Genomic DNA, 24,616 nt, shown 5'->3' on the forward strand with positions numbered 1-24,616 from the left:
AACTCAAGGGACGAACAAGCATGCGCTATCGATTAAATGCACTGTCGCTCAAACAGAAGATCTTCTATTGCCTCGCCGCCTATTTATGTGGAGTCGCATTGGCCTGGTTGATTGATTGTTACTAATACTCTTGCTTTGAAAACTTCGCTGCAGCAGTAGTTAGTTGTTTATATCAATAACTCCCGCGTTTCTTTTTGGGCGATGTCACGCATCAAAATCAATCAATGTCGTTATCGGCCTCGCGATCAATCGAATTCAGATAACCCAATCGATAAACCTGTAGAGGATTTTATTTCACATGCTATTGCGAAAAATTGGCTTCGTTTCACTGCTTTCGTTGCTGTCTTTTCAGGCACTGGCCGATGACAGAGGCCTGTATCTTGGCGCAGGCGTGAGCAGCATCGAAACCGACAAAACCCATCTGAGCGATGAGGACTACAGCTACAAGGTTTTTGCAGGTTATCGCGTCAACAGTTATCTGGCCTTTGAGGGCGCATTCGTCGATCTCGGCCAATTCAAGGACGAGGATCTCGATTTCGATGGTAAATCCGTTCAGGCCAGTGCCCACCTCGGCTTTCCGCTGGGAGAGCGGGTGCGCGTCTTCGGCAGTGTCGGTGCCCATGCCTGGGATGCCGACGGGAATGCCAGCGACGATGATACCGGGGTGAATATGACCTACGGTGCCGGCGTCGAGTTTGATGTGTTTCGCAACATCGGTCTTCGCGCCGAATATGAAGTGCTGGAAGTCGGCGACATCAACCTGAATCAGACAACGGCGTCCGCTTTTATTCTCTGGTAACGCCCGCAGGCATCGAGCGGCCAGACTGGCCGCTCAACGTGCCTCACATCTCTATGTTGGACTTGCCGCCTGAACCACGGCAGACCGGCCTACGCCACTCCTCCCCTCACATGCCCCTCTTGCGAACAGCACGAAACGATCAAGAGCCAGCGCGCGAGTAAGCGCCATGACCGGCGTCGGAGCGATGTCGGACGCCGGTAGCCAGCCATGCAGCCGGCTTGTGGATAACTCACTCCACCGTGACGGACTTGGCCAGATTGCGCGGCTGGTCGACATCCGTACCCTTGAGCACCGCTACGTAATACGACAGCAATTGCAGGGGGATGGTGTAGAGGATCGGCGACAGGATGTCGTGGATATGCGGCATGTGGATAACATGCGTGCCCTCGCCGTTGGTCATGCCGGCCTGCTCGTCGGCAAAGACGATCAGCTCGCCGCCACGGGCGCGGACTTCCTGCAGGTTGGACTTGAGCTTCTCCAGCAACTCGTTGTTCGGCGCCACGGTGACGACGGGCATGTCGTTATCCACAAGCGCCAGCGGACCGTGCTTGAGCTCGCCGGCCGGGTAGGCTTCGGCGTGGATGTAGGAGATTTCCTTGAGCTTGAGTGCCCCTTCCATCGCTACCGGGAACTGTGCGCCACGACCGAGGAACAGGGTGTGGTGTTTCTCGGCGAACAGCTCGGCGATTTTTTCCACCGTGCTGTCCATCGCCAGGGCTTCGCCCAAGCGGGTCGGCAAGCGCCGCAGTTCTTCCACCAGGGTGGCTTCGACGCCTTCGCCCAGGGTGCCGCGGACCTGACCCAGGGACAGGGTCAGCAATAGCAGGCCAACCAGCTGGGTGGTAAAGGCTTTGGTCGATGCCACGCCGATTTCGCGACCGGCCTGGGTCAGCAGGGTCAGGTCGGACTCACGCACCAGCGAGCTGATACCGACGTTGCAGATCGCCAGGCTGGCGAGGTAGCCCCCTTCTTCTCTAGAAAGCTCCTTGGCATTACGCAGCGCGGCCAGGGTGTCGGCGGTTTCGCCGGACTGGGAAATGGTCACGAACAGGGTATCCGGCTGCACCACCACCTTGCGGTAGCGGAACTCGCTGGCCACTTCGACCTGGCACGGAATCCCGGCCAGCTCTTCCAGCCAGTAACGGGCAACCATGCCGGCGTGGTAGCTGGTGCCGCAGGCAACGATCTGCACATTGCGCACCTTGGCGAACAGCTCGGCGGCCTGTGGACCGAAGGCCTGGACCAGCACCTGGTTCGGGCTCAGGCGGCCTTCGAGGGTGCGTTGCACCACGGCTGGCTGCTCGTGGATTTCCTTGAGCATGAAGTGGCGGAACTCGCCTTTCTCGGCGGCCTCGGCGCCATCACGGTATTGCACGGCTTCACGCTCGACCGCTTTGCCGTCGACATCCCAGATCTGCACGCTGTCGCGGCGAATCTCGGCGATATCGCCCTCTTCCAGGTACATGAAGCGATCGGTTACCTGACGCAGGGCCAGTTGGTCGGAAGCCAGGAAGTTTTCCCCCAGGCCCAGGCCGATCACCAATGGGCTGCCACTGCGGGCGGCGACCAGGCGGTCCGGCTGGCTGGCGCTGATCACGGCCAGGCCATAGGCGCCATGCAGTTCCTTGACGGTGGCTTTCAGGGCCACGGTCAGGTCGCCCAGGTCCTTGAGTTTGTGCTCCAGCAGGTGGGCGATGACTTCGGTGTCTGTGTCCGAGGTGAATACGTAGCCCAGGCCCTTGAGTTGCTCGCGCAGGACTTCATGGTTCTCGATGATGCCGTTGTGCACCACCGCCAGGTCGCCGGAGAAATGCGGGTGGGCGTTACGCTCGCATGGCGCGCCGTGAGTGGCCCAGCGGGTGTGGGCGATGCCCAGGCGACCGACCAGCGGCGCGCCGGCCAGGGCCTGTTCCAGCTCGCTGACCTTGCCCGGACGACGCATACGCTCGAGCTTGCCATCGTTGCTCAGGACCGCCACCCCGGCGCTGTCGTAGCCGCGGTATTCGAGACGCTTGAGGCCTTCGAGCAGGATGGCCGTGATATTCCGTTCAGCAACGGCGCCAACAATTCCACACATGGTTTCTCTCCTAGATGACTGCCGCGCAAATCAGCGTGATGCCGCGGGCTTGAATCTGGTCGCGGGCCTCTGCAGGCAGGCGATCATCGGTAATAAGGGTATGGACGCTGCTCCAGGGCAGCTCCAGGTTGGGAATCTTGCGGCCGATCTTGTCGGCCTCGACCATCACCACGACTTCCCGCGCCACCTCGGCCATCACCCGGCTCAGGCCGAGCAACTCGTTGAAGGTGGTGGTCCCGCGCACCAGGTCGATGCCGTCGGCACCGATAAACAGCTGGTCGAAGTCGTAGGAACGCAATACCTGTTCGGCGACCTGCCCCTGGAACGACTCGGAGTGAGGGTCCCAGGTACCGCCGGTCATCAACAGCACCGGCTCGTGCTCCAGTTCGCTCAGGGCATTGGCCACATGCAGCGAGTTGGTCATGACCACCAGGCCTGGCTGCTGGCCGAGTTCGGGAATCATGGCCGCGGTGGTACTGCCACTGTCGATGATGATGCGGGCGTGTTCGCGAATCCGCGCAACCGCCGCGCGAGCGATGGCTTGTTTGTACCGGGACACCGGCTGGCCGATATCGCCGACCAGTTCCTGCGGCATGGTGATCGCGCCGCCGTAGCGCCGCAGTAACAGACCATTGCTCTCCAGGGCCGCCAGGTCCTTGCGGATCGTAACTTCCGAAGTTTCGAAGCGTTTAGCCAGCTCATCCACGCTCACCTCGCCCTGTTCATTGAGCAAGGCCAGAATGTTGTGACGGCGCTGGGGCGTATTGCGTTTCGACATGAGCACTTAAGTTTCGATTCGAAAGATAACGGAAGCAATCAAAACCTATTGCCGGAAATTCGTCAAGCCAGCGCAAGAAAAAAATCTGTGGATAAAAGCATCGCGGGCAAGCCTCGCTCCTACAGATATCACTGTCTGTAGGAGCGAGGCTTGCCCGCGAAAGCAATCTCGAGAGTACCGGCCACTGCGTTGTGGATAACTCAGCTCTTCTTGATTTTCACCGGGCGTTTCCAGCCGTCGATGTTCTTCTGTCGGGCACGGGCCACGGCCAGCTGGGCTTTTTCCACAGTCTGGTTGATGGTGGAACCGGCCGCTGTGGTCGCGCCGTCCTGGATATCCACAGGTGCCACCAAGGAGTTGTTGGAACCGATGAAGACGTCTTCGCCCAGCACTGTCCGATGTTTGTTGGCGCCATCGTAGTTGCAGGTAATGGTGCCGGCGCCGATGTTGCTGCGCGCACCGATCTCGGCATCGCCCAGGTAGGCCAGGTGCCCGGCCTTGGCGCCCTCGCCCATGCGTGCGTTCTTCAACTCGACAAAGTTACCCACATGGGCACGGGCTTCGAGAACAGTACCCTGGCGCAGGCGGGCGAACGGACCGGCATCGCTGCCTTCACCCAGTACAGCACCTTCGATATGACTGTTGGCCTTGATCACCACGCCCTTGCGCAGGGTGCTGTCCTTGATCACGCAGTTCGGGCCGATCACCACGTCGTCCTCGATGACCACGCGGCCTTCGAGAATCACGTTGATGTCGATCAGCACGTCACGGCCCACCGTCACTTCACCGCGCACATCGAAACGTGCCGGATCGCGCAGGGTCACGCCCTGAGCCATCAGGCGCCGACCTTCGCGCAACTGGTAATGACGCTCCAGTTCGGACAGCTGCTTGCGATCGTTGGCGCCCTGCACTTCCATCGGATCGTGCGGTTGCTCGGTGGCCACCAACAAACCATCGCTGACCGCCATCTCAATCACGTCAGTCAGGTAATACTCGCCCTGGGCGTTGTTATTCGACAGACGACTCATCCAGTCGGCAAGGCGATTGGCCGGCACGGCAAGGATGCCGGTGTTGCCTTCGGTGATAGCGCGTTGTGCTTCACTGGCGTCCTTGTGCTCGACGATGGCTGCGACCCTGCCGTCGGCATCGCGAACGATCCGGCCATACCCGGTCGGGTCGTCCAGCTCCACGGTCAGCAATCCCATTTGCCCGGGAACCACGTGCTTGAGCAAGCGCTGCAGGGTTTCGACTTCGATCAGCGGTACGTCACCGTAGAGAATCAACACGGTATCGGCGGTAATGAACGGCACCGCCTGGGCGGTGGCGTGACCGGTACCCAATTGCTTGTCCTGCAGCACAAAATTCAGGTCGTCCGCCGCCAGGCGTTCACGCACCGCATCGGCACCGTGACCGATGACGACATGGATGCGCTGTGGATCGAGTTGCCGGGCGCTGTGGATAACATGCCCCAGCATGGAGTTGCCCGCCACCGGGTGCAGCACCTTTGGCAACGACGAACGCATGCGAGTGCCTTGACCGGCAGCGAGAATAACGATTTCGAGAGACATGACTGGCTACCAATCCTGGGTGGTCAGCGACTGCGACCATGAGGTGAATTGCAAAAAAAGAAAAAGGGTAGCCGAGGCTACCCTTTTTAATCAATCACGCGGAAATCCCGCGGCTTAGCCGCCGAACTTCTTGCGGATCTGCTGGACGGTGCGCAGCTGGGCTGCGGCCTCGGCCAGACGTGCAGCAGCAGAACCGTAGTCGAAATCTGCGCCTTTTTCATTCAGGGCCTTCTCAGCAGCCTTGACGGCTTCCTGAGCGGAGGCTTCGTCCAGGTCGGCAGCACGCTGCACGGTGTCGGCAAGAACCTTGACCATGTTCGGCTGAACCTCGAGGAAACCACCGGAGATGTAGAACACCTCGGTTTCCCCGCCCTGCTTGATCAAGCGGATCGGACCTGGTTTCAGATTAGTGATCAGCGGAGCGTGACCCAGGGCGATACCAAGATCCCCCAGCTCGCCGTGTGCGATCACCATCTCGACCAGACCGGAGAAGATTTCCCCTTCCGCGCTGACGATATCGCAATGGACTGTCATAGCCATCTGCTTGCCTCAACCTAAATTAGCGCCCGTTGCCGGGCGCCGGGATTACAGTTTCTTGGCTTTCTCGATCGCTTCTTCGATGCCGCCGACCATGTAGAACGCTTGTTCTGGCAGGTGGTCGTAGTCACCGTTGAGGATGCCTTTGAAGCCAGCGATGGTGTCTTTCAGGGAAACGTATTTGCCTGGAGAACCAGTGAAGACTTCAGCCACGAAGAACGGCTGCGACAGGAAGCGCTGGATCTTACGAGCGCGGGATACCAGTTGCTTGTCGGCTTCGGACAGTTCGTCCATACCCAGGATCGCAATGATGTCCTTCAGCTCTTTGTAGCGCTGCAGCACGTACTGAACGCCGCGAGCGGTTTCGTAGTGCTCGTTGCCGATCACATTCGGGTCCAGCTGACGGGAAGTCGAGTCCAGTGGATCTACCGCTGGGTAGATACCCAGGGAAGCGATGTCACGGGACAGTACGACGGTGGCGTCCAAGTGGGCGAAGGTGGTCGCTGGCGACGGGTCGGTCAAGTCGTCCGCAGGTACGTATACCGCTTGGATCGAGGTGATCGAGCCTTGCTTGGTCGAAGTGATACGTTCTTGCAGAACGCCCATCTCTTCAGCCAGGGTCGGCTGGTAACCTACTGCGGAAGGCATACGGCCCAGCAGTGCGGATACTTCGGTACCGGCCAGGGTGTAACGATAGATATTGTCGACGAACAGCAGAACGTCGTTACCTTCGTCACGGAACTTCTCGGCCATGGTCAGGCCGGTCAGAGCTACGCGCAGACGGTTTCCCGGCGGCTCGTTCATCTGGCCGTATACCAGTGCCACTTTGTCCAGAACGTTGGAATCCTTCATCTCGTGGTAGAAGTCGTTACCCTCACGAGTACGCTCACCCACACCGGCGAACACGGAATAACCGCTGTGCTCGATGGCGATGTTACGGATCAGTTCCATCATGTTTACGGTCTTGCCCACACCGGCACCACCGAACAGACCGACTTTACCGCCCTTGGCGAACGGGCAAACCAGGTCGATAACCTTGATGCCGGTTTCCAGGAGGTCGTTGCCGCCAGCTTGTTCAGCGAAGGACGGCGCAGGACGGTGAATGCCCCAACGCTCTTCTTCGCCGATCGGGCCAGCTTCGTCGATCGGGTTGCCCAGTACGTCCATGATCCGGCCCAGGGTCGCTTTACCGACGGGTACGGAGATGGCTGCGCCAGTGTTGTTGACGTCCAGACCGCGCTTCAAGCCCTCGGTGGAGCCCATCGCAATGGTACGTACCACGCCGTCGCCCAGCTGCTGCTGAACTTCCAGAGTGGTTTCGGCGCCTTGAACCTTCAAGGCGTCGTAGATGCTCGGTACGCTGTCGCGTGGAAATTCCACGTCGATAACGGCGCCGATGATTTGAACGATACGTCCGCTACTCATAGCTGGATCCTCTGAATATTTGAACCGTTAAACCGCGGCAGCGCCGCCGACGATTTCCGAGATCTCTTGGGTGATCGCAGCCTGACGCGCCTTGTTGTAGATCAGCTGCAAATCGCTGATCAAATCACCGGCGTTGTCGGTAGCGTTCTTCATCGCGATCATCCGCGCAGCTTGTTCAGCCGCGTTGTTCTCGACCACCGCCTGGTAGACCTGCGACTCCACGTAGCGAACCATCAAGCCGTCAAGCAGCTCTTTGGCGTCCGGTTCGTAGAGATAGTCCCAGTGGTGCTTGAGTTCTTGATCCGGGGTTGCCACCAGCGGAATCAACTGCTCCACCGTAGGCTGTTGCGTCATGGTGTTGATGAACTTGTTGGACACCACGGACAGGCGGTCAATCCGGCCGTCCAGGTAGGCATCCAGCATCACCTTGACGCTGCCGATCAGATCATTGATCGACGGCTCTTCACCCAGGTGGCTGATTGCAGCGACGACGTTACCGCCGAAGTTACGGAAGAAAGCCGCACCTTTGCTGCCTACCACGCACAGATCGATCTCGACGCCATTTTCGCGGTTTACCGCCATGTCCTTGACCAAAGCCTTGAACAGGTTGGTATTCAAACCACCGCACAGACCACGGTCACTGCTCACCACGATATAACCGACGCGCTTGATTGCGCGGTCGATCATGAACGGGTGGCGATATTCCGGGTTGGCGTTGGCCAGATGACCAATAACCTGGCGGATGCGCTCCGCGTAAGGACGGCTAGCAGCCATGCGCATTTGTGCCTTGCGCATTTTGCTGACCGCCACTTTTTCCATGGCGCTGGTAATCTTTTGCGTGCTTTTGATGCTCGCAATCTTACTGCGAATCTCTTTTGCGCCTGCCATGTAACACCTATCAGGTTAGCAAGCGGGAGCCTCGCGGCCCCCGCTGCGGCTTACCAGGTTTGGGTGGCCTTGAACTTCTCGATACCGGCTTTCAGGCCAGCGTCGATTTCGTCATTGAAGTCACCCTTCACGTTGATCTTCGCCATCAAATCGGCGTGATCGCGGTTGAAGTAAGCAATCAGCGCTTGTTCGAAGCTACCGATCTTGGCGATTTCGACGTCAGTCAGGAACCCACGTTCAGCGGCATACAGCGACAGCGACATGTCAGCGATGGACATAGGCGCGTATTGCTTCTGCTTCATCAGCTCGGTAACGCGCTGACCGTGTTCAAGTTGCTTACGGGTCGCTTCGTCCAGGTCAGAAGCGAACTGGGCGAATGCTGCCAGTTCACGGTACTGAGCCAGGGCGGTACGGATACCACCGGACAGCTTCTTGATGATCTTGGTCTGAGCGGCACCACCTACACGGGATACCGAAACACCGGCGTTCACTGCCGGGCGGATGCCGGAGTTGAACATGGCCGATTCCAGGAAGATCTGACCGTCGGTGATGGAGATCACGTTGGTCGGAACGAACGCGGAAACGTCGCCAGCCTGAGTTTCGATGATCGGCAGTGCGGTCAGGGAACCGGTCTTGCCAGTTACCGCGCCGTTGGTGAACTTCTCTACGTACTCTTCCGAAACGCGGGATGCGCGCTCCAGCAGACGGGAGTGGAGATAGAACACGTCGCCTGGGTAAGCTTCACGGCCTGGTGGACGGCGCAGCAGCAGGGAAATCTGGCGGTAAGCCACTGCTTGCTTGGACAGATCGTCATAAACGATCAGCGCGTCTTCACCGCGGTCACGGAAGAATTCGCCCATGGTGCAACCGGAGTACGGTGCCAGGAATTGCAGGGCAGCGGATTCGGAAGCACTGGCAGCCACGATGATGGTGTTGGCCAGAGCGCCGTTTTCTTCCAGCTTGCGAACAACGTTGGCGATGGTCGATTGTTTCTGACCGATAGCCACGTATACGCAGAAGATGCCGCTGTCTTTCTGGTTGATGATTGCGTCGATCGCCAGAGCGGTCTTACCGATCTGACGGTCACCGATGATCAGCTCACGCTGGCCACGGCCGACAGGGATCATGGCATCGACAGCCTTGTAGCCAGTCTGTACAGGCTGGTCTACCGACTTACGCCAGATCACGCCTGGAGCAACTTTCTCGACCGCGTCGGTCTCGGTGTTGTTCAGCGGACCTTTGCCGTCAACTGGGTTACCCAGTGCGTCGACTACGCGACCCAGCAGTTCCTTACCAACCGGAACTTCGAGGATGCGGCCGGTGCACTTGGCGCTCATGCCTTCAGCCAGAGTCGTGTATGCGCCCAGTACAACGGCACCTACGGAGTCTTGCTCGAGGTTGAGTGCCATACCGTAGACACCGCCCGGAAACTCGATCATCTCGCCGTACATGACGTCGGCCAGACCGTGAATCCGCACGATACCGTCAGAAACGCTGACGACAGTGCCTTCGTTACGGGCTTGGGAGGTCACATCGAGCTTTTCGATGCGGCCCTTGATAATTTCACTTATTTCGGAAGGATTGAGTTGCTGCATTGCTCTGCTGCCCCTTCAAACTCAAGATTTCAATGCTTCGGCAAGTTTCGCGATTTTGCCGCGAATCGAGCCATCGATAACCAGGTCGCCGGCGCGGATGACGACACCACCAATCAGGGCAGCGTCCTCCGCAACTTGCAGGCGCACTTCCCGGTCGAGTCGTGCACTGAGAACCTTGGCGAGTTTGTCTTGCTGTTCTTGGTTCAACGCAAAAGCACTGGTGACTTCCACATCTACCGACTTCTCTTGCTCGGCCTTGTACAGGTCGAACAGGGCGGCGATCTCCGGCAGAAGCAGGAGACGGTCGTTTTCGGCAACGACGTGGATGAAATTCTGTGCCTTGGCATCGAACTTGTCGCCGCACACGTCGATAAACGTGGCGGCCTTGTCTGCGCTCGTCAGTCGCGGGGCCTTGAGCACGCGCCGCATGGTGTCGTCTTGCGACACTGCTGCAGCCAGGCCGAGCATGGCTGACCAAGAGGCCAGCTGCTGGTGGGCCTGAGCGTGCTCGAAGGCCGCCTTAGCGTAAGGTCGGGCCAACGTGGTCAGTTCTGCCATGATCGCCCTCGCTTAAATTTCAGCAGCCAGTTTGTTAACCAGCTCCGCGTGCGCGTTTTGATCGATTGTGGCACCCAGGATCTTCTCGGCGCCGCCAACGGCCAGCACACCCAGTTGGGCACGCAGCGCGTCTTTGACACTGTTCAGTTCCTGCTCGATCTCGGCCTGAGCCTGAACCTTCACACGGTCAGCGTCGACACGGGCTTTTTCAACAGCCTCTTCGACGATCTGGTTACCGCGTTTCTTGGCTTGCTCAATGATTTCGGCTGCCTGAGCTTTTGCTTCGCGCAGTTGCTGACCCGCTTTCTCTTGGGCCAGTTCCAGGTCGCGAGCTGCTCGGCTGGCAGCGTCCAGTCCATCCGCGATCTTCTTCTGACGTTCGTGCAAAGCCGCGATGACCGGAGGCCACACGAACTTCATGCAAAACAGTACAAAAATGAAGAACGCAACGGACTGGCCAATCAGGGTTGCATTAATGTTCACGCCAACACCTCGCTCGTTCGTTGTCCATCACACCAATCAACTCGAAAATTCGAGTGATTAGCCAGCGAGTTGACCAACGAAGGGGTTCGCGAAGGTGAAGAACAGAGCGATACCAACGCCGATCATGGTTACGGCGTCGAGCAGGCCGGCAACGATGAACATTTTAACTTGCAGCATTGGAACCATTTCTGGCTGACGCGCAGCGCCTTCCAGGAACTTGCCGCCCAACAGGCCGAAACCAATTGCGGTACCCAGTGCGCCCAGGCCGATCAACAGTGCAACAGCGATAGCGGTTAGACCAACTACAGTTTCCATCTTTCCTCCCGACTTTTACGTCGTATGGTTTAGGTTTTTTAGATTAAAGCGGTAAAACAAATCGTTTCATCGTGCCCTAGACGGGCCCCCTCCCGTTTGACCGGGAGGGACATCAGACTGGTCGAGACCGGTCTTAATGGTTCTCTTCGTGTGCCATCGACAGGTAGACGATGGTCAGCATCATGAAGATAAACGCTTGCAGGGTGATGATCAGGATGTGGAACACAGCCCACGCCCATTGCAGCACCACGCCCAGGCCGCTGAGCCAGAGCAGGCCGCTGCCGAACATCACGGCGATCAGGATGAACACCAGTTCGCCAGCGTACATGTTGCCGAACAGACGAAGTGCCAGAGAGATTGGCTTGGCGATCAGCGTCACGAATTCAAGCAGGAAGTTCACCGGAATCAGCAGCGCTTGAACAAAGATGTTCTTGCTGCCGAACGGGTGCAGGGTCAGTTCGCCGATGAAGCCGCCGATGCCCTTGATCTTGATGCTGTAGAAAATGATCAGTGCGAACACCGAGAAGGCCATGGCCAGCGTGGCGTTCGGGTCGGTAGTCGACACGGCACGGAAAGGAATGTGCGCATCGCCGGAGATCAGGATGGCCAGCTGAGGAATCCAGTCGACCGGGATCAGGTCGATGGCGTTCATCAGGAACACCCAGACGAAGATGGTCAGTGCCAGCGGTGCAATCACTGGGCTACGGCCATGGAAGCTGTCTTTCACGCTGCCATCGACGAACTGGACCAATACTTCAACGAAGTTCTGCAAAGCACCTGGCTGACCGGAAGTTGCCTTCTTGGCTGCCATGCGGAAAAGAAGAACGAAGATCAGACCCAACGCCACAGACCAGCCGAGAGTATCGACGTGGAATGCCCAGAAGCCCATTTCTTTGGCTTCTGCTGCGGTGTGGGCAAAGCCCCAGCCGCCATTAGGTAGCTGACCGAAGGTCAGGTTCTGCAAGTGGTGCTGGATATAGCCCGAAGCGGTTGTTTCTGCCATGGTTGCCTCAAACGCCCTAAGGTCTCGAAAGTCTTGTTCTCATAAGCAGGGGAGCGAACCAGCTGACCAGTTGGGTCAGCACGAAGACGCCGAATACAGCTAGCGGCGCCAATGGCTTCACACCTGCGAACGTCAATGCAAAGAGCACTGCCGTCAAAATCAGTTTGCCCGCCTCGCCAGCATAAAAAGACCGGACGATGGCTTGAGCTGCTCGGGCGCCGGAAAACCGAAATGCCCTATGAGCGAAATACACATTGGGGAGCAAGGCTATCAGTCCCCCACAAAGGCCTGAGTATCCGGCTACGACTCCATGCCAATGCCAGAGCGCCAAGGCGGCCAGCAATAAAACGACCAACTGAGCCAATAAAACCGGGAAAACCGCCAAGCGATGGAACGGCAAGCGGTTTGGCGTGCGGGTTTCCATCACTCTTGCTCCTCATGGGTCGGCTGCCAGAATTCAATAACTTGGCATAATTTGTGCCGACAAAATGCGCGCAGAGTATAGGGGCGGTTCAGCCCCTATTCAACTGCCGGGTAGTGATTTCCGACTGCACGCTACATGAGGAAATGTTTCAGCGGATGTGTGCAAGGACGCCTTGAAGCTCATCGAGGGAGTTATACCCGATCACCAACTGACCTTTCCCTTTCTTTCCGTGACGAATCTGCACCGCAGAGCCTAGGCGCTCGGCCAGGCGTTGCTCCAGGCGCGCGATATCCGGGTCGGGTTTGACAGGTTCGGCAGGCTGCTGTTTGCCACTCAACCACTGGCGAACCAGGGCTTCGGTCTGGCGTACGGTGAGACCACGTGCGACAACGTGTCGCGCCCCTTCAACCTGTTGATTTTCCGGCAAACCCAGCAAGGCACGGGCATGACCCATTTCCAGGTCGCCGTGGGACAGCATGGTCTTGATCACTTCAGGCAAAGCGATCAGGCGCAGTAAGTTGGCTACAGTGACGCGGGACTTACCCACAGCCTCGGCAACCTGCTGCTGAGTCAGCTGGAATTCCTGCTGCAGGCGCTGCAGGGCAACCGCTTCCTCGATGGGATTGAGATCTTCGCGCTGGATATTCTCGATCAGCGCCATGGCGATGGCGGTTTCGTCGGGAACATCGCGGACCATCGCCGGAATGGTTTCCTGACCCGCCTGCTGGCTGGCGCGCCAGCGGCGCTCGCCGGCGATGATTTCAAAACGGCCGGAACCGATCGGACGCACCACGATTGGCTGCATTACGCCCTGAGTCTTGATCGAGCTCGCCAATTCTTCCAGCGCCTGAGGGTCCATGTCCCGGCGCGGCTGATACTTGCCGCGCTGGATCAGGTCCAGCGGCAAATGTTGCAGCTCACGCACATCGGCTTGAACCGCTTGTTCTTCCAGCGAGCTGACAGTCGGACCACTCAACAGTGCATCCAGTCCACGTCCGAGACCTCGTTTCTTGACGGCCATGGGGATTCCTTAAGTTGGCTGGGCAGCGGCTGCGCGTGAATTTTTCCGTTGCCGACGAACCATCTCGCCAGCGAGGGCCAGATAGGCGATGGCACCGCGCGACTGTTTGTCGTAGACCAACGCCGGCATGCCATAACTGGGGGCTTCCGCCAGACGGATGTTGCGTGGGATCACTGTGTCGTACAGCTGATCGCCGAAGTGTTCCTTGAGTTGCGCGGAAACATCGTTCATCAGGCTCAGCCGCGGGTCGTACATGGTCCGCAGCAAGCCTTCGACCTTGAGGTTCGGATTGAGCAATTCGGAGATGCGCTTGATGTTATCCACAAGGTCGCTCAACCCTTCGAGAGCGAAGTACTCGCACTGCATGGGGATAATGACCCCATCGGCGGCAACCAGGGCGTTGAGCGTGAGCATCGACAGCGACGGCGGGCAGTCGATCAAAATGTAATCGTAGTTTTCCCGGATCGGCGCCAGGGCGCTGCGCAGACGGCTTTCCTTCATCTGCATTTCCAGCAGAACCACTTCCGCGGCGGTCAAGTCGCGGTTCGCCGGCAGTAGTTGATAACCGCCGTGCTCGGAGTAATGCATGGCCTGGGCCAGATCGCACTCGCCGATCAGCAGGTCGTAGACCGAATTTTCCAAGCCATGTTTATCCACACCGCTACCCATGGTGGCGTTGCCCTGTGGATCGAGATCGATCAACAGCACCCGGCGCTTGGTAGCAACCAGCGATGCTGCGAGGTTGATACAGGTGGTGGTCTTGCCCACACCACCTTTCTGGTTCGCTATCGCGAATACCTTAGCCATTCTTGCTTGTGTTCCCAATCATGCCGTGCGGCGCAGTATCAGCAGATGGCGTTGGCCTTGGCAACCGGGTACGGCCAGGGCGTGTTCGCTATCGAGGTGGAAGTCCGCCGGCAATGCTACCAGCTCATCGGCGGGATGAACGCCCTTCATTGCCAGCCAACGTGTATCGCGGTCGCCGAGGTGGCGAGTCCAGTTGGTGAAGTTCTCCATGCTGCTGAATGCCCGGGAAATGATCCCGTTGAATGGCTGCTGCGGCTGGAAAGCCTCGACACGACTGTGGATAACTTGCAGGTTATCCAGCTTCAGTTCCAGTTTGACCTGAGTCAGGAAGCGGGTTTTCTTGCCATTGCTGTCCAGACAGGTCACTTGCGAATCCGGAAACAGGATAGCCAATGGAATGCCCGGCATCCCGCCGCCGCTGCCAACGTCCAGCCAGCGGCCGTTTTCGATGAACGACATCACGCTCAGGCTATCGAGCAGATGACGCGAGACCATTTCATCCGGATCACGTACTGCGGTCAGGTTGTAAGCCTTGTTCCATTTGATCAGCAGAGCCAGATACCCCAGCAGCAACTCGTGCTGGGCTTCTGTCAGGTTGACACCGAGTTGGCGAGCACCTGTGGATAACTCTTCTGCATGTTGCGAGGTGACCTGCGAACTCAAGCGCTTTGCTCCAACTGACGGCCCGCGCCGCGTTTTTTCAAGTGAATCATCAACAGCGAAATCGCTGCCGGGGTCACGCCCGGAATCCGCGAAGCCTGGCCCAGGGTTTCAGGACGCGTGGCGCCGAGCTTGCTCTGGATCTCTTTCGAGAGACCGGAAATGTTGCTGTAGTCGATATCCACAGGCAGCTTGGTGTCTTCGCTGGCCCGCAGACGAGCGATTTCGTCCTGCTGGCGATCGATGTAGCCGGCGTACTTGGTCTTGATCTCGACTTGCTCGGCGACCTGTGGATCTTCTGCGCCCTGCCCGGTCACTTCGACCAGACCAGCGTAGTCGATTTCCGGACGGCTCAGCAGATTCAGCAAGTTGTACTCATGGGTCAGCGGTGTGCCGAACTTTTCGGCGATCGCATCACCCTGCTCGGTACCCGGACGAACCCAAGTGCTTTTCAGGCGTTGCTCTTCCAGGGCAATACCTTCGCGTTTTTTGCAGAACGCGGCCCAACGGACATCGTCCACCAGGCCCAGTTCCCGACCTTTTTCGGTCAGGCGCAGGTCGGCATTGTCTTCGCGCAGGATCAGGCGGTATTCGGCACGGGATGTAAACATCCGATACGGTTCCTGGGTTCCCAGGGTAATCAGGTCGTCGACCAACACACCGATGTAGGCTTCATCGCGACGCGGGCACCAGCTGTCTTTGCCCTGCGCGCGCAATGCGGCGTTGGCACCGGCGAGCAAACCCTGGGCGCCGGCTTCTTCGTAACCGGTGGTGCCGTTGATCTGGCCGGCAAAGAACAGGCCGCCGATCACTTTGGTTTCCAGGCTGTACTTCAGGTCGCGCGGATCGAAGTAGTCGTACTCGATGGCATAGCCGGGACGCACGATGTGCGCGTTTTCCATACCGCGGATCGATTGCACGATCTGCAACTGCACATCGAACGGCAGGCTTGTGGATATCCCGTTCGGGTACAGCTCGTGAGTGGTCAGGCCTTCCGGCTCGATGAAGACCTGATGGCTTTCCTTGTCGGCAAAGCGATGGATCTTGTCTTCGATCGACGGGCAGTAGCGCGGGCCAATGCCCTCGATCGAGCCGGCATCGGAATACATCGGCGAACGGTCGAGGTTTGCAGCGATGATTTCGTGAGTCCGCGCATTGGTATGAGTAATCCAGCAACTGACCTGCCGCGGATGCTGTTCCTTGTTGCCCAGGAAAGACATGACCGGGATTGGCGTATCGCCCGGTTGCTCGGTCATCACCGAGAAATCCACAGACCGGCCATCGATGCGCGGTGGCGTACCGGTTTTCAGGCGGCCCACACGCAGAGGCAATTCGCGCAGACGGCGAGCCAGAGCGATCGACGGCGGATCACCGGCACGACCGCCGGAATAATTCTGCAAACCGATGTGGATAAGTCCGCCGAGGAAGGTACCGGTGGTCAACACCACCGACTCGGCGAAGAAACGCAGGCCCATTTGGGTCACTACGCCGCGGACCTGGTCCTGTTCGACGATCAGGTCATCCGCTGCCTGTTGAAATATCCACAGGTTCGGCTGGTTTTCCAGGATTTCGCGGACAGCAGCCTTGTACAGAATACGGTCGGCCTGGGCGCGGGTAGCACGCACGGCTGGGCCTTTACGGCTGTTCAACACCCGAAACTGAATACCACCTTTATCGGTAGCCATGGCCATCGCGCCGCCGAGGGCGTCGATTTCTTTGACCAGATGACTTTTACCGATCCCGCCAATCGCGGGATTGCAGCTCATTGCTCCGAGGGTTTCCACGTTGTGCGTCAGCAACAGGGTTTTTGCCCCCATGCGTGCTGATGCAAGTGCTGCCTCGGTACCGGCATGACCGCCGCCGATGACGATCACTTCAAAACGGGAAGGGAAATCCACCACGCACCTCGTGCCTGCTTATATGGGTAAAAAAGGATGGGTTCTTGGGATAACGGACAAGTATAGGGTCTTCGCCCTTCCTAAAGAACCCTTTGCACAAAATTTAACCAGCTGTGGATGACTCACGGACAATAGAAATTAAAAAGAAAGAAATTTATTAAATCTTTGTTTTTATGTTTATTCTTAGGCACCGACCTATCTGTGGATAGATTCATACAGCCCTTTGTTTTCAATATGTACAGAGATTCAAAAGTCTGTGGTTAGGTAGCAACGAGGCCCTTGGATAACCGGTGTAAGCCTGTGGATTAAAGTGATGCTTATCCACAGAGCGGGTTTTCCTCAGTTTTGACGCCCTGTTATCAACTGAGCCTAAGGGCAGTTATTCACAGGGCTTAATCCACAGAAAAAAGCTCATCCGACCAAACGGCGGCCACAAGAAATCCGCCGAAGCGCCCAAGTGCGCCCGACAAACTCGGAAATGATGGGGAGTGCGAGGATTGCAGGAGCGGGTTTGCCCGTGATGCCGGCGGAACACCGTCATGAGCATCACGAGCAACCAAGCCGTCGAACGGCTGCTCCTATAGGGAGATGGGGTTACTTACCGATGCAGAAGCTGGAGAAGATCCGGCCCAGCAGGTCGTCCGAGCTGAAAGCGCCGGTAATTTCTCCCAGGGATTGCTGGGCTTGGCGCAGGTCTTCAGCCAGCAGCTCGCCGGCGCCGGCCAGGGTCAGTTGCGAACGGCCATGTTCAAGTGCGTCGCTGGCGTGGTGAAGGGCTTCCAGGTGACGTCTGCGTGCACTGAAGCTGCTTTCGGAAGTCTGTTCGTAACCCATGCAGGCCTTGAGGTGCTCACGCAGCAGTTCCAGGCCCTCGCCGCCGGCCTTGGCACTGAGGCTGATAGTCACGTGGCCATCGTCGCTGACCTCCAGGGCGATCGCTTCGCTGGTCAGATCGGCCTTGTTGCGGATCAGCGTGACTTTCGCCGGATCCGGCCGCTGTTCCAGGAACTCGGGCCACAAGGCAAAGGGGTCCAGCGCTTCCGGGGCCGTGGCGTCGACCACCAGCAATACGCGGTCGGCCTCGCCAATGGCCTTGAGAGCACGTTCCACACCGATCTTTTCCACCTGGTCTTCGGTATCGCGCAACCCTGCGGTATCCACAACGTGCAACGGCATACCGTCGATGTGGATATGTTCACGCAGCACATCCCGGGTGGTACCGGCGATCTCGGTGACAATCGCCGCTTCGCGTCCGGCCAGGGCATTGAGCAGGCTGGACTTGCCGGCATTCGGCCGGCCAGCGATGACCACGGTCATGCCGTCACGCAGCAAGGCGCCCTGCCCGGCTTCGCGGACCACGGTGGATAACTCGTCGCGCACCGCGTCTAGCATCTGCAGGACATGGCCATCGGCCAGGAAGTCGATTTCTTCCTCAGGAAAATCGATGGCCGCCTCGACGTAGATGCGCAGCGCGATCAATTGCTCGGTCAGGTTATGCACACGCTTGGAGAATGCCCCTGCAAAGAGCGCAAGGCATTGCGCGCGGCCTGTGCGGAACTGGCTTCGATCAGGTCGGCGATGGCTTCGGCCTGGGCCAGGTCGAGCTTGTCGTTGAGGAACGCGCGCTCGCTGAATTCCCCCGGCCGGGCCAGGCGGCATCCCAGCTGCTGGCAACGCTGCAGCAATATATCCAGGACGATCGGGCCGCCGTGGCCCTGAAGTTCCAGCACGTCTTCGCCGGTAAAGGAGTTCGGCCCCGGAAAATACAAGGCGATCCCCTCATCCAGGACCTCGTTCCGATCGCTGAAAAACGGCCCGTAATGGGCGTAACGCGGTTTCAGCTCGCGGCCGCTGATGGCCTTGGCGGCGACACTGGCCAACGGTCCGGAAATACGCACGATGCCCACACCACCGCGCCCCTGGGCGGTGGCTACGGCTGCGATGGTTTCACGAGGGACATTCATAACCCGCTCCAGACATAAAGAGGCAGACAAAAGTGACAGATAGCAAAACGCCCCACTAGGGGGCGTTTTGAGTGGTTATCCACAGAGTAGGTCAGGCAGCTGCTTTCTTGGTAGCCGCTTCGATCTTACGTGTGATGTACCACTGTTGGGCGATCGACAGGCAGTTGTTCACCACCCAGTACAGCACCAGACCCGCCGGGAACCACAGGAAGAAGAAGGTGAAGATGATTGGCATCATTTTCATCACCTTGGCCTGCATCGGATCCGGAGGAGTCGGGTTCAGTTGCTGCTGGATGAACATGGTGGCGCCCATGATGATCGGCAGGATGAAGAACGGATCCTTGATCGACAGGTCGGTAATCCACAGCATGAACGGTGCCTGGCGCATTTCCACGCTTTCCAGGAGTACCCAGTACAAGGACAGGAACACGGGCATCTGCACGAGGATTGGCAAGCAACCACCCAGCGGATTGATCTTCTCTTTCTTGTACAGCTCCATCATGGCTTGCGACATTTTCTGCCGGTCGTCGCCATGTTGCTCTTTCAGAGCCGCCAGTTTCGGCGCCACTGCACGCATGCGCGCCATGGATTTGTAGCTGGCCGCCGACAGTGGGAAGAAGATCCCCTTGATCAGCATGGTCAGGAAGATGATCGACCAACCCCAGTTACCCACAATGCTGTGGATATGTTGCAGCAGCCAGAAGATCGGCTGGGCAATGAACCACAGAATGCCGTAGTCGACAGTCAGTTCCAGGCCTGGGGACAACTCTTTCAGCACGGCCTGGCTTTTCGGACCGGCGTACAGAGTGGCGGTGGTTTCAGCCTTGGCACCTGGTGCAACGGTCAGCGCCGGGCCGGTGAAACCTATGATGTAGTTGCCTTGGTTGTCTTTGCGGGTCTGCACCACGTTGCTTTCGTTCTTCGCCGGGATCCAGGCGGTCACGAAGTAGTGTTGCAGCCAGGCAACCCAGCCACCTTGCACGGTTTCTTTCAGCGAGCCCTTGTCGATATCTTTCATCGACACTTTTTTGTACGGCTCGGAACTTGTCCACAGGGCGGCGCCCAGGTAAGTCGCGGTACCGGTGGCGGTGCTGGAAGAAGGATCGGAGCTGGCGTCGCGTTTGAGCTGGGCAAACAGGTTGCCAGTCCAGGCCTTGTCGCTGGTGTTGTCGATCAGATAGGTGACTTTCAGATCGTACAGACCGCGGGTAAAGGTGAAACGCTTGATGTAGTTGACGCCGGCGTCGCTGAATTTCAGGTCGACATTCAGCTGGTTCTGGCCGTCAGCCAGTTGATAAGTCTTTTTTTCGGCCGAGTAAACCGGGCGTCCGGCAGGACGGGCATCTGGGCCGTTGGTACCGGTCAGGCCGCTTTGCGCCAGATAAGTACGTTCGCCACCGTTATCGAACAGCTGGAACGGAATTTCCGGATGGTCCTGGCGACGTGGATACAGCGGCAGCTTCAGCTGGGCGATATCACCACCTTGAGGATCGATAGCCAGATCGAGCACATCCGTTTTTACCTGGATGAGGTCTTTGCTTGCCGCTACCGGAGTTTCGGTAGGGGTGCTGGTATCGGTATTCGCGCTGGGTACATCGGCACTGGCGGAAGCATTGTTACCAACAGGCGTATCCGGTAGAGCCGGGGTGGCGGTGTTGGCAGCAACATTCTGAGTCGGCAGGGCAGCCTGGCCATAATCCTGGTTCCACTTAAGAACCATGACGTAGGACACGATTGCCAGGGCGACGATCAGGATCGTGCGTTTAATATCCATGATTACTCGGCCATCGAAGAAGAACGGGAGGTAGGGATAGGTGGAACCGGGTCATAACCACCGGGATTCCACGGATGACAGCGACCTAAACGACGAAAGGTCAGCCAGCCACCGCGCAGAAGGCCATGATTTTCGATGGCTTCATACGCGTAGCAGGAACAGCTGGGGTAGAAACGACAGTGACTGGCCATCAGAGGACTAATGGCATAGCGATAAAACTGGATCGGAACGAGTGCCAGTTTACGCATTCGGGCTGTCTACCCCTACAGTTTCGGGTTTGGCTGCTGGTGCCGGCTTGTTACGGGCCAGACGCTTCCAGAGCTTGTCGAAATGCTGAATCAATTCGGGGTTTTCTACATCGCCCAAACCTTTGCGCGCGACGATAACGATGTCCCAGCCGACCAGAGCATCCTGGTGCAGGCGAAACGATTCGCGCATCAGACGTTTGAGGCGATTGCGCTCAACGGAGAGCTTGACGCTCTTTTTTCCGATAACCAGCCCCAGACGGGGATGATCCAGATCGTTGTTGCGCGCAAGGAGCAGGAGATTTTTCCCCGGAACCTTGCCGGTAGGGGAGTCAAAGACTGCCTTGAAATGCCGGGGGGTAAGCAGACGCTTTTCCCGACTGAAGTCCTGACTCACCTCCAGTGCCGGAGTATCAAACTGCCAGACGCGCACGACCTTTGGCGCGACGACGCGACAGGACGGCACGACCGTTCTTGGTAGCCATGCGAGCACGGAAACCGTGGGTACGAGCGCGTTTGATAGTGCTTGGTTGGAAAGTACGTTTCATTGTCGTGTTACCTGGTTCGTCCACAACGGGCCGGAATGGCCCCCGTTTTAAGAGATCGGCGATTCTAGAGAAAGCAAGCCTCTAGGTCAATTTCCAACCAGCTTTTCCTTTGTCTGGGTATGTCCACATCGAAGACTGAAGAACCCGGTCAGCCAGATATAAAAATAAAGAAGGGAATTATTTAAAGCTTTTCTGTAAAGCTTATAAAGGCTAGGGATGCCTCTGTCTGTGGATAACTACATTCAGCCCTTGTAGACCGTGGTGTACAGAGAATGACAACACTGTCGAGAAACGGTGCTCTGCCTGTGCTGCGCTATCGGAAAAGCTGTGTGTGGAAAGGTGAGTTATCCACAAGCGGGTTATCCACCGATTTTCGCCCCCAGTTGTGCAATGCCCTCAGGCATGGTTATCCACAGAGCTTATGCACATACCATTGGTCGTGTTTTTTCGGGATAAAGCGTTGATTCATAGTGCCCTGTGATCAACCTACATGTGGATAAGTGTGCGTCTGGTCGCTACAATGGCGGCTTGTTTTTGCCTCACCGGCTTTCAACTTAGGGGATATCCGTGTCAGTGGAACTTTGGCAGCAGTGCGTGGAGCTTCTGCGTGATGAGCTGCCTGCCCAGCAATTCAACACTTGGATCCGTCCGCTACAGGTCGAAGCCGAAGGCGACGAGTTGCGTGTATACGCACCGAATCGTTTTGTTCTCGACTGGGTCAACGAAAAGTACCTGGGCCGCGTGCTCGAGCTGCTGGATGAGCATGGCAATGGCATGGCGCCGGCGCTTTCCTTATTAATAGGCAGCAAACGCAGTTCCGCTCCTCGTGCGGCACCCAATGCTCCGCTGGCCGCCGCGGTTGCCTCTCAGGTTCAGCAGGCAGCAGCTGCCGCCCCAGTCGCTGCGCCGGCTCCGGCCGCACCGACCAAACCGGCGACCCAGAAAGCCGCCGAAGTCAGCGAAGAACCCTCTCGTGACAGCTTCGACCCGATGGCGGGGGCCAGCTCGCAGCAGGCTCCAGTACGCGCCGAACAGCGCACCGTTCAGGTGGAAGGTGCGCTCAAGCACACCAGTTACCTGAACCGCACCTTTACCTTCGAAAACTTTGTGGAAGGCAAGTCCAACCAGCTGGCCCGCGCCGCGGCCTGGCAGGTAGCCGACAACCCCAAGCATGGTTACAACCCGCTCTTCCTTTATGGGGGCGTAGGTTTGGGTAAGACCCACTTGATGCATGCTGTGGGTAACCACCTATTAAAGAAGAACCCGAATGCCAAGGTCGTGTACCTGCATTCCGAGCGCTTCGTGGCGGACATGGTCAAGGCGTTGCAACTCAACGCGATCAACGAATTCAAGCGTTTCTACCGTTCGGTGGATGCGTTGCTGATCGACGATATCCAGTTCTTCGCCCGTAAGGAGCGTTCCCAGGAAGAGTTTTTCCACACCTTCAACGCCCTGCTCGAAGGCGGCCAACAGGTGATTCTCACCAGTGACCGCTATCCGAAGGAGATCGAAGGCCTGGAAGAACGCCTGAAATCGCGCTTCGGCTGGGGCCTGACGGTGGCGGTAGAGCCTCCGGAACTGGAAACCCGCGTCGCGATCCTGATGAAGAAAGCCGACCAGGCCAAAGTCGAACTGCCTCACGATGCGGCGTTCTTCATTGCCCAGCGGATTCGCTCCAACGTGCGTGAGCTGGAGGGTGCGCTCAAGCGTGTCATCGCCCACTCGCACTTCATGGGGCGCGACATCACCATCGAGCTGATTCGCGAATCGCTGAAAGACTTGCTGGCCCTGCAGGACAAGCTGGTCTCTGTGGATAACATTCAGCGCACTGTCGCCGAGTACTACAAGATCAAGATCTCCGATCTGCTGTCCAAGCGTCGCTCGCGTTCTGTCGCGCGCCCGCGCCAGGTAGCCATGGCCTTGTCCAAGGAACTGACCAACCACAGCCTGCCGGAAATCGGCGATGTGTTCGGCGGCCGCGATCACACCACGGTCTTGCACGCATGCCGCAAGATCAATGAACTTAAGGAATCCGACGCGGACATCCGCGAGGACTACAAGAACCTGCTGCGTACTCTGACCACTTGATGACTCCAGCGCAGCTTATTAAGGCAAGGGACTAGACCATGCATTTCACCATTCAACGCGAAGCCCTGTTGAAACCCCTGCAACTGGTCGCCGGCGTCGTCGAACGTCGTCAGACCTTGCCGGTACTTTCCAACGTGCTGTTGGTTGTCGAAGGCCAGCAACTGTCGCTGACCGGTACTGACCTGGAAGTCGAGCTGGTCGGTCGCGTGCAGTTGGAAGAGCCGGCGGAGCCAGGCGAAATCACTGTCCCGGCGCGTAAGCTGATGGACATCTGCAAGAGCCTGCCGAACGATGCGCTGATCGACATCAAGGTCGACGAGCAGAAGCTGGTGGTCAAGGCTGGCCGTAGCCGCTTTACCCTGTCCACCTTGCCGGCCAACGACTTCCCGACCGTGGAAGAAGGCCCGGGCTCGCTGACCTGCCAGCTGGAGCAGAGCAAGCTGCGTCGCCTGATCGAGCGCACCAGCTTCGCCATGGCCCAACAGGACGTGCGTTATTACCTCAACGGAATGCTGCTGGAGGTCTCCGCCGGCATCATCCGCGCCGTGGCCACCGACGGTCACCGCCTGGCCATGTGCTCGATGCAGGCCGATATCGGTCAGCCGGATCGCCATCAGGTGATCGTGCCGCGCAAAGGTATCCTGGAACTGGCCCGCCTGCTCACCGAGCCGGATGGCATCGTCAGCATCGTGCTGGGTCAGCACCACATTCGTGCTACTACCGGCGAGTTCACCTTCACCTCCAAGCTGGTCGACGGCAAGTTCCCGGACTATGAGCGCGTGCTGCCGAAGGGCGGTGACAAGCTGGTACTGGGCGACCGTCAGGCGCTGCGTGAGGCCTTCAGCCGTACCGCTATTCTGTCCAACGAGAAGTACCGCGGTATCCGTCTGCAACTGGCCAACGGTCAGCTGAAAATCCAGGCGAACAACCCGGAGCAGGAAGAGGCGGAAGAAGAAGTAGGCGTGGAATACAACGGCGGTTCGCTGGAGATCGGCTTCAACGTGAGCTACCTGCTCGACGTGTTGGGCGTGATGACCACCGAACAGGTACGCCTGATCCTGTCCGATTCCAACAGCAGTGCGCTGGTGCAGGAATCCGACAACGACGACTCGGCCTACGTTGTCATGCCGATGCGCCTGTAATCATGCTCAGCAGAAGCTA

Annotated in this window: 23 protein-coding genes and 1 pseudogene; 3 read left to right on the forward strand and 21 right to left on the reverse strand. The window is 58.1% G+C overall.

All coding sequences use genetic code 11. The features are described from left to right. The first annotated feature begins 298 nt into the window (after positions 1-298). The gene (locus PMI20_RS03130; RefSeq protein WP_007924516.1) at positions 299-799 is read left to right on the forward strand and encodes an outer membrane beta-barrel protein; all 501 of its coding nucleotides are present in this window, start codon (positions 299-301) and stop codon (positions 797-799) included. Between the two features lie 229 nt (positions 800-1,028). On the opposite strand, the gene glmS is transcribed toward PMI20_RS03130, so the two are convergent. The 21 genes and pseudogenes from glmS to rpmH form a co-directional block, all read right to left on the reverse strand. Then, a complete protein-coding gene (glmS, locus tag PMI20_RS03135; protein ID WP_007924515.1) occupies positions 1,029-2,876 on the reverse strand; it encodes a glutamine--fructose-6-phosphate transaminase (isomerizing) in 1,848 nt (615 codons plus the stop codon). Positions 2,877-2,886: 10 nt separating this feature from the next. After that, the gene (locus PMI20_RS03140; RefSeq protein ID WP_007924514.1) at positions 2,887-3,654 is read right to left on the reverse strand and encodes a DeoR/GlpR family DNA-binding transcription regulator; all 768 of its coding nucleotides are present in this window, start codon (positions 3,652-3,654) and stop codon (positions 2,887-2,889) included. Between the two features lie 200 nt (positions 3,655-3,854). Beyond that, entirely contained in the window at positions 3,855-5,222 is a 1,368-nt protein-coding gene (gene glmU / locus PMI20_RS03145) for a bifunctional UDP-N-acetylglucosamine diphosphorylase/glucosamine-1-phosphate N-acetyltransferase GlmU (protein WP_037034405.1), read from the reverse strand. A 114-nt stretch (positions 5,223-5,336) separates the two neighbouring features. Continuing rightward, the gene (locus tag PMI20_RS03150) at positions 5,337-5,762 is read right to left on the reverse strand and encodes a F0F1 ATP synthase subunit epsilon (protein ID WP_007924512.1); all 426 of its coding nucleotides are present in this window, start codon (positions 5,760-5,762) and stop codon (positions 5,337-5,339) included. A 45-nt stretch (positions 5,763-5,807) separates the two neighbouring features. Further along, complete coding sequence (gene atpD, locus PMI20_RS03155) at positions 5,808-7,184, reverse strand: F0F1 ATP synthase subunit beta (RefSeq protein WP_007924510.1); 1,377 nt, start codon at positions 7,182-7,184, stop codon at positions 5,808-5,810. A 27-nt stretch (positions 7,185-7,211) separates the two neighbouring features. Next, complete coding sequence (gene atpG / locus PMI20_RS03160; RefSeq protein WP_007924507.1) at positions 7,212-8,072, reverse strand: F0F1 ATP synthase subunit gamma; 861 nt, start codon at positions 8,070-8,072, stop codon at positions 7,212-7,214. A gap of 50 nt (positions 8,073-8,122) precedes the next feature. Beyond that, the gene (atpA, locus tag PMI20_RS03165) at positions 8,123-9,667 is read right to left on the reverse strand and encodes a F0F1 ATP synthase subunit alpha (RefSeq protein WP_007924506.1); all 1,545 of its coding nucleotides are present in this window, start codon (positions 9,665-9,667) and stop codon (positions 8,123-8,125) included. 21 nt (positions 9,668-9,688) lie between these two features. After that, positions 9,689-10,225, reverse strand: coding sequence for a F0F1 ATP synthase subunit delta (locus tag PMI20_RS03170; RefSeq protein ID WP_007924505.1), 537 nt, complete (start codon positions 10,223-10,225; stop codon positions 9,689-9,691). A gap of 12 nt (positions 10,226-10,237) precedes the next feature. Beyond that, complete coding sequence (locus PMI20_RS03175) at positions 10,238-10,708, reverse strand: F0F1 ATP synthase subunit B (protein WP_007924504.1); 471 nt, start codon at positions 10,706-10,708, stop codon at positions 10,238-10,240. A gap of 57 nt (positions 10,709-10,765) precedes the next feature. After that, positions 10,766-11,023 (reverse strand): F0F1 ATP synthase subunit C, encoded by a 258-nt coding sequence (gene atpE / locus PMI20_RS03180; RefSeq protein WP_002555987.1) that lies wholly within the window; start codon positions 11,021-11,023, stop codon positions 10,766-10,768. 133 nt (positions 11,024-11,156) lie between these two features. Next, positions 11,157-12,026, reverse strand: a complete 870-nt coding sequence (atpB, locus tag PMI20_RS03185; RefSeq protein ID WP_007924498.1) for a F0F1 ATP synthase subunit A — start codon at positions 12,024-12,026, stop codon at positions 11,157-11,159. A gap of 16 nt (positions 12,027-12,042) precedes the next feature. Continuing rightward, the gene (locus tag PMI20_RS03190) at positions 12,043-12,450 is read right to left on the reverse strand and encodes a F0F1 ATP synthase subunit I (protein ID WP_037004398.1); all 408 of its coding nucleotides are present in this window, start codon (positions 12,448-12,450) and stop codon (positions 12,043-12,045) included. 148 nt (positions 12,451-12,598) lie between these two features. Further along, a complete protein-coding gene (locus tag PMI20_RS03195; protein ID WP_007924496.1) occupies positions 12,599-13,471 on the reverse strand; it encodes a ParB/RepB/Spo0J family partition protein in 873 nt (290 codons plus the stop codon). A gap of 9 nt (positions 13,472-13,480) precedes the next feature. After that, positions 13,481-14,278, reverse strand: a complete 798-nt coding sequence (locus PMI20_RS03200) for a ParA family protein (protein ID WP_007924494.1) — start codon at positions 14,276-14,278, stop codon at positions 13,481-13,483. Between the two features lie 18 nt (positions 14,279-14,296). After that, positions 14,297-14,941: a 16S rRNA (guanine(527)-N(7))-methyltransferase RsmG gene (gene rsmG, locus PMI20_RS03205; RefSeq protein ID WP_007924492.1), complete on the reverse strand. Its 645-nt coding sequence runs from the start codon at positions 14,939-14,941 to the stop codon at positions 14,297-14,299. After that, the gene (gene mnmG / locus PMI20_RS03210) at positions 14,938-16,836 is read right to left on the reverse strand and encodes a tRNA uridine-5-carboxymethylaminomethyl(34) synthesis enzyme MnmG (protein ID WP_007924490.1); all 1,899 of its coding nucleotides are present in this window, start codon (positions 16,834-16,836) and stop codon (positions 14,938-14,940) included. The genes rsmG and mnmG overlap by 4 nt, the downstream gene beginning before the upstream one ends. 594 nt (positions 16,837-17,430) lie before the next feature. Then, positions 17,431-18,800, reverse strand: a pseudogene (gene mnmE, locus PMI20_RS03215) (tRNA uridine-5-carboxymethylaminomethyl(34) synthesis GTPase MnmE). 91 nt (positions 18,801-18,891) lie between these two features. Then, a complete protein-coding gene (yidC, locus tag PMI20_RS03220; protein WP_007924476.1) occupies positions 18,892-20,574 on the reverse strand; it encodes a membrane protein insertase YidC in 1,683 nt (560 codons plus the stop codon). Positions 20,575-20,576: 2 nt separating this feature from the next. Continuing rightward, on the reverse strand, positions 20,577-20,822 hold the full coding sequence (gene yidD / locus PMI20_RS03225) for a membrane protein insertion efficiency factor YidD (protein ID WP_010465488.1): 246 nt from the start codon (positions 20,820-20,822) through the stop codon (positions 20,577-20,579). After that, positions 20,815-21,216, reverse strand: coding sequence for a ribonuclease P protein component (gene rnpA, locus PMI20_RS03230; protein WP_009041465.1), 402 nt, complete (start codon positions 21,214-21,216; stop codon positions 20,815-20,817). Before rnpA ends, yidD begins: the two co-directional genes overlap by 8 nt. 16 nt (positions 21,217-21,232) lie before the next feature. Next, entirely contained in the window at positions 21,233-21,367 is a 135-nt protein-coding gene (rpmH, locus tag PMI20_RS03235; RefSeq protein ID WP_003213577.1) for a 50S ribosomal protein L34, read from the reverse strand. Between the two features lie 567 nt (positions 21,368-21,934). On the opposite strand from rpmH, the gene dnaA reads away from it, so the two are divergent. After that, a complete protein-coding gene (dnaA, locus tag PMI20_RS03240) occupies positions 21,935-23,455 on the forward strand; it encodes a chromosomal replication initiator protein DnaA (protein ID WP_007924474.1) in 1,521 nt (506 codons plus the stop codon). A 38-nt stretch (positions 23,456-23,493) separates the two neighbouring features. Then, the gene (gene dnaN / locus PMI20_RS03245) at positions 23,494-24,597 is read left to right on the forward strand and encodes a DNA polymerase III subunit beta (protein WP_007924473.1); all 1,104 of its coding nucleotides are present in this window, start codon (positions 23,494-23,496) and stop codon (positions 24,595-24,597) included. Positions 24,598-24,616: the final 19 nt, after the last annotated feature.

This window comes from Pseudomonas sp. GM17, from assembly GCF_000282175.2.
Lineage (GTDB): Bacteria > Pseudomonadota > Gammaproteobacteria > Pseudomonadales > Pseudomonadaceae > Aquipseudomonas > Aquipseudomonas chlororaphis.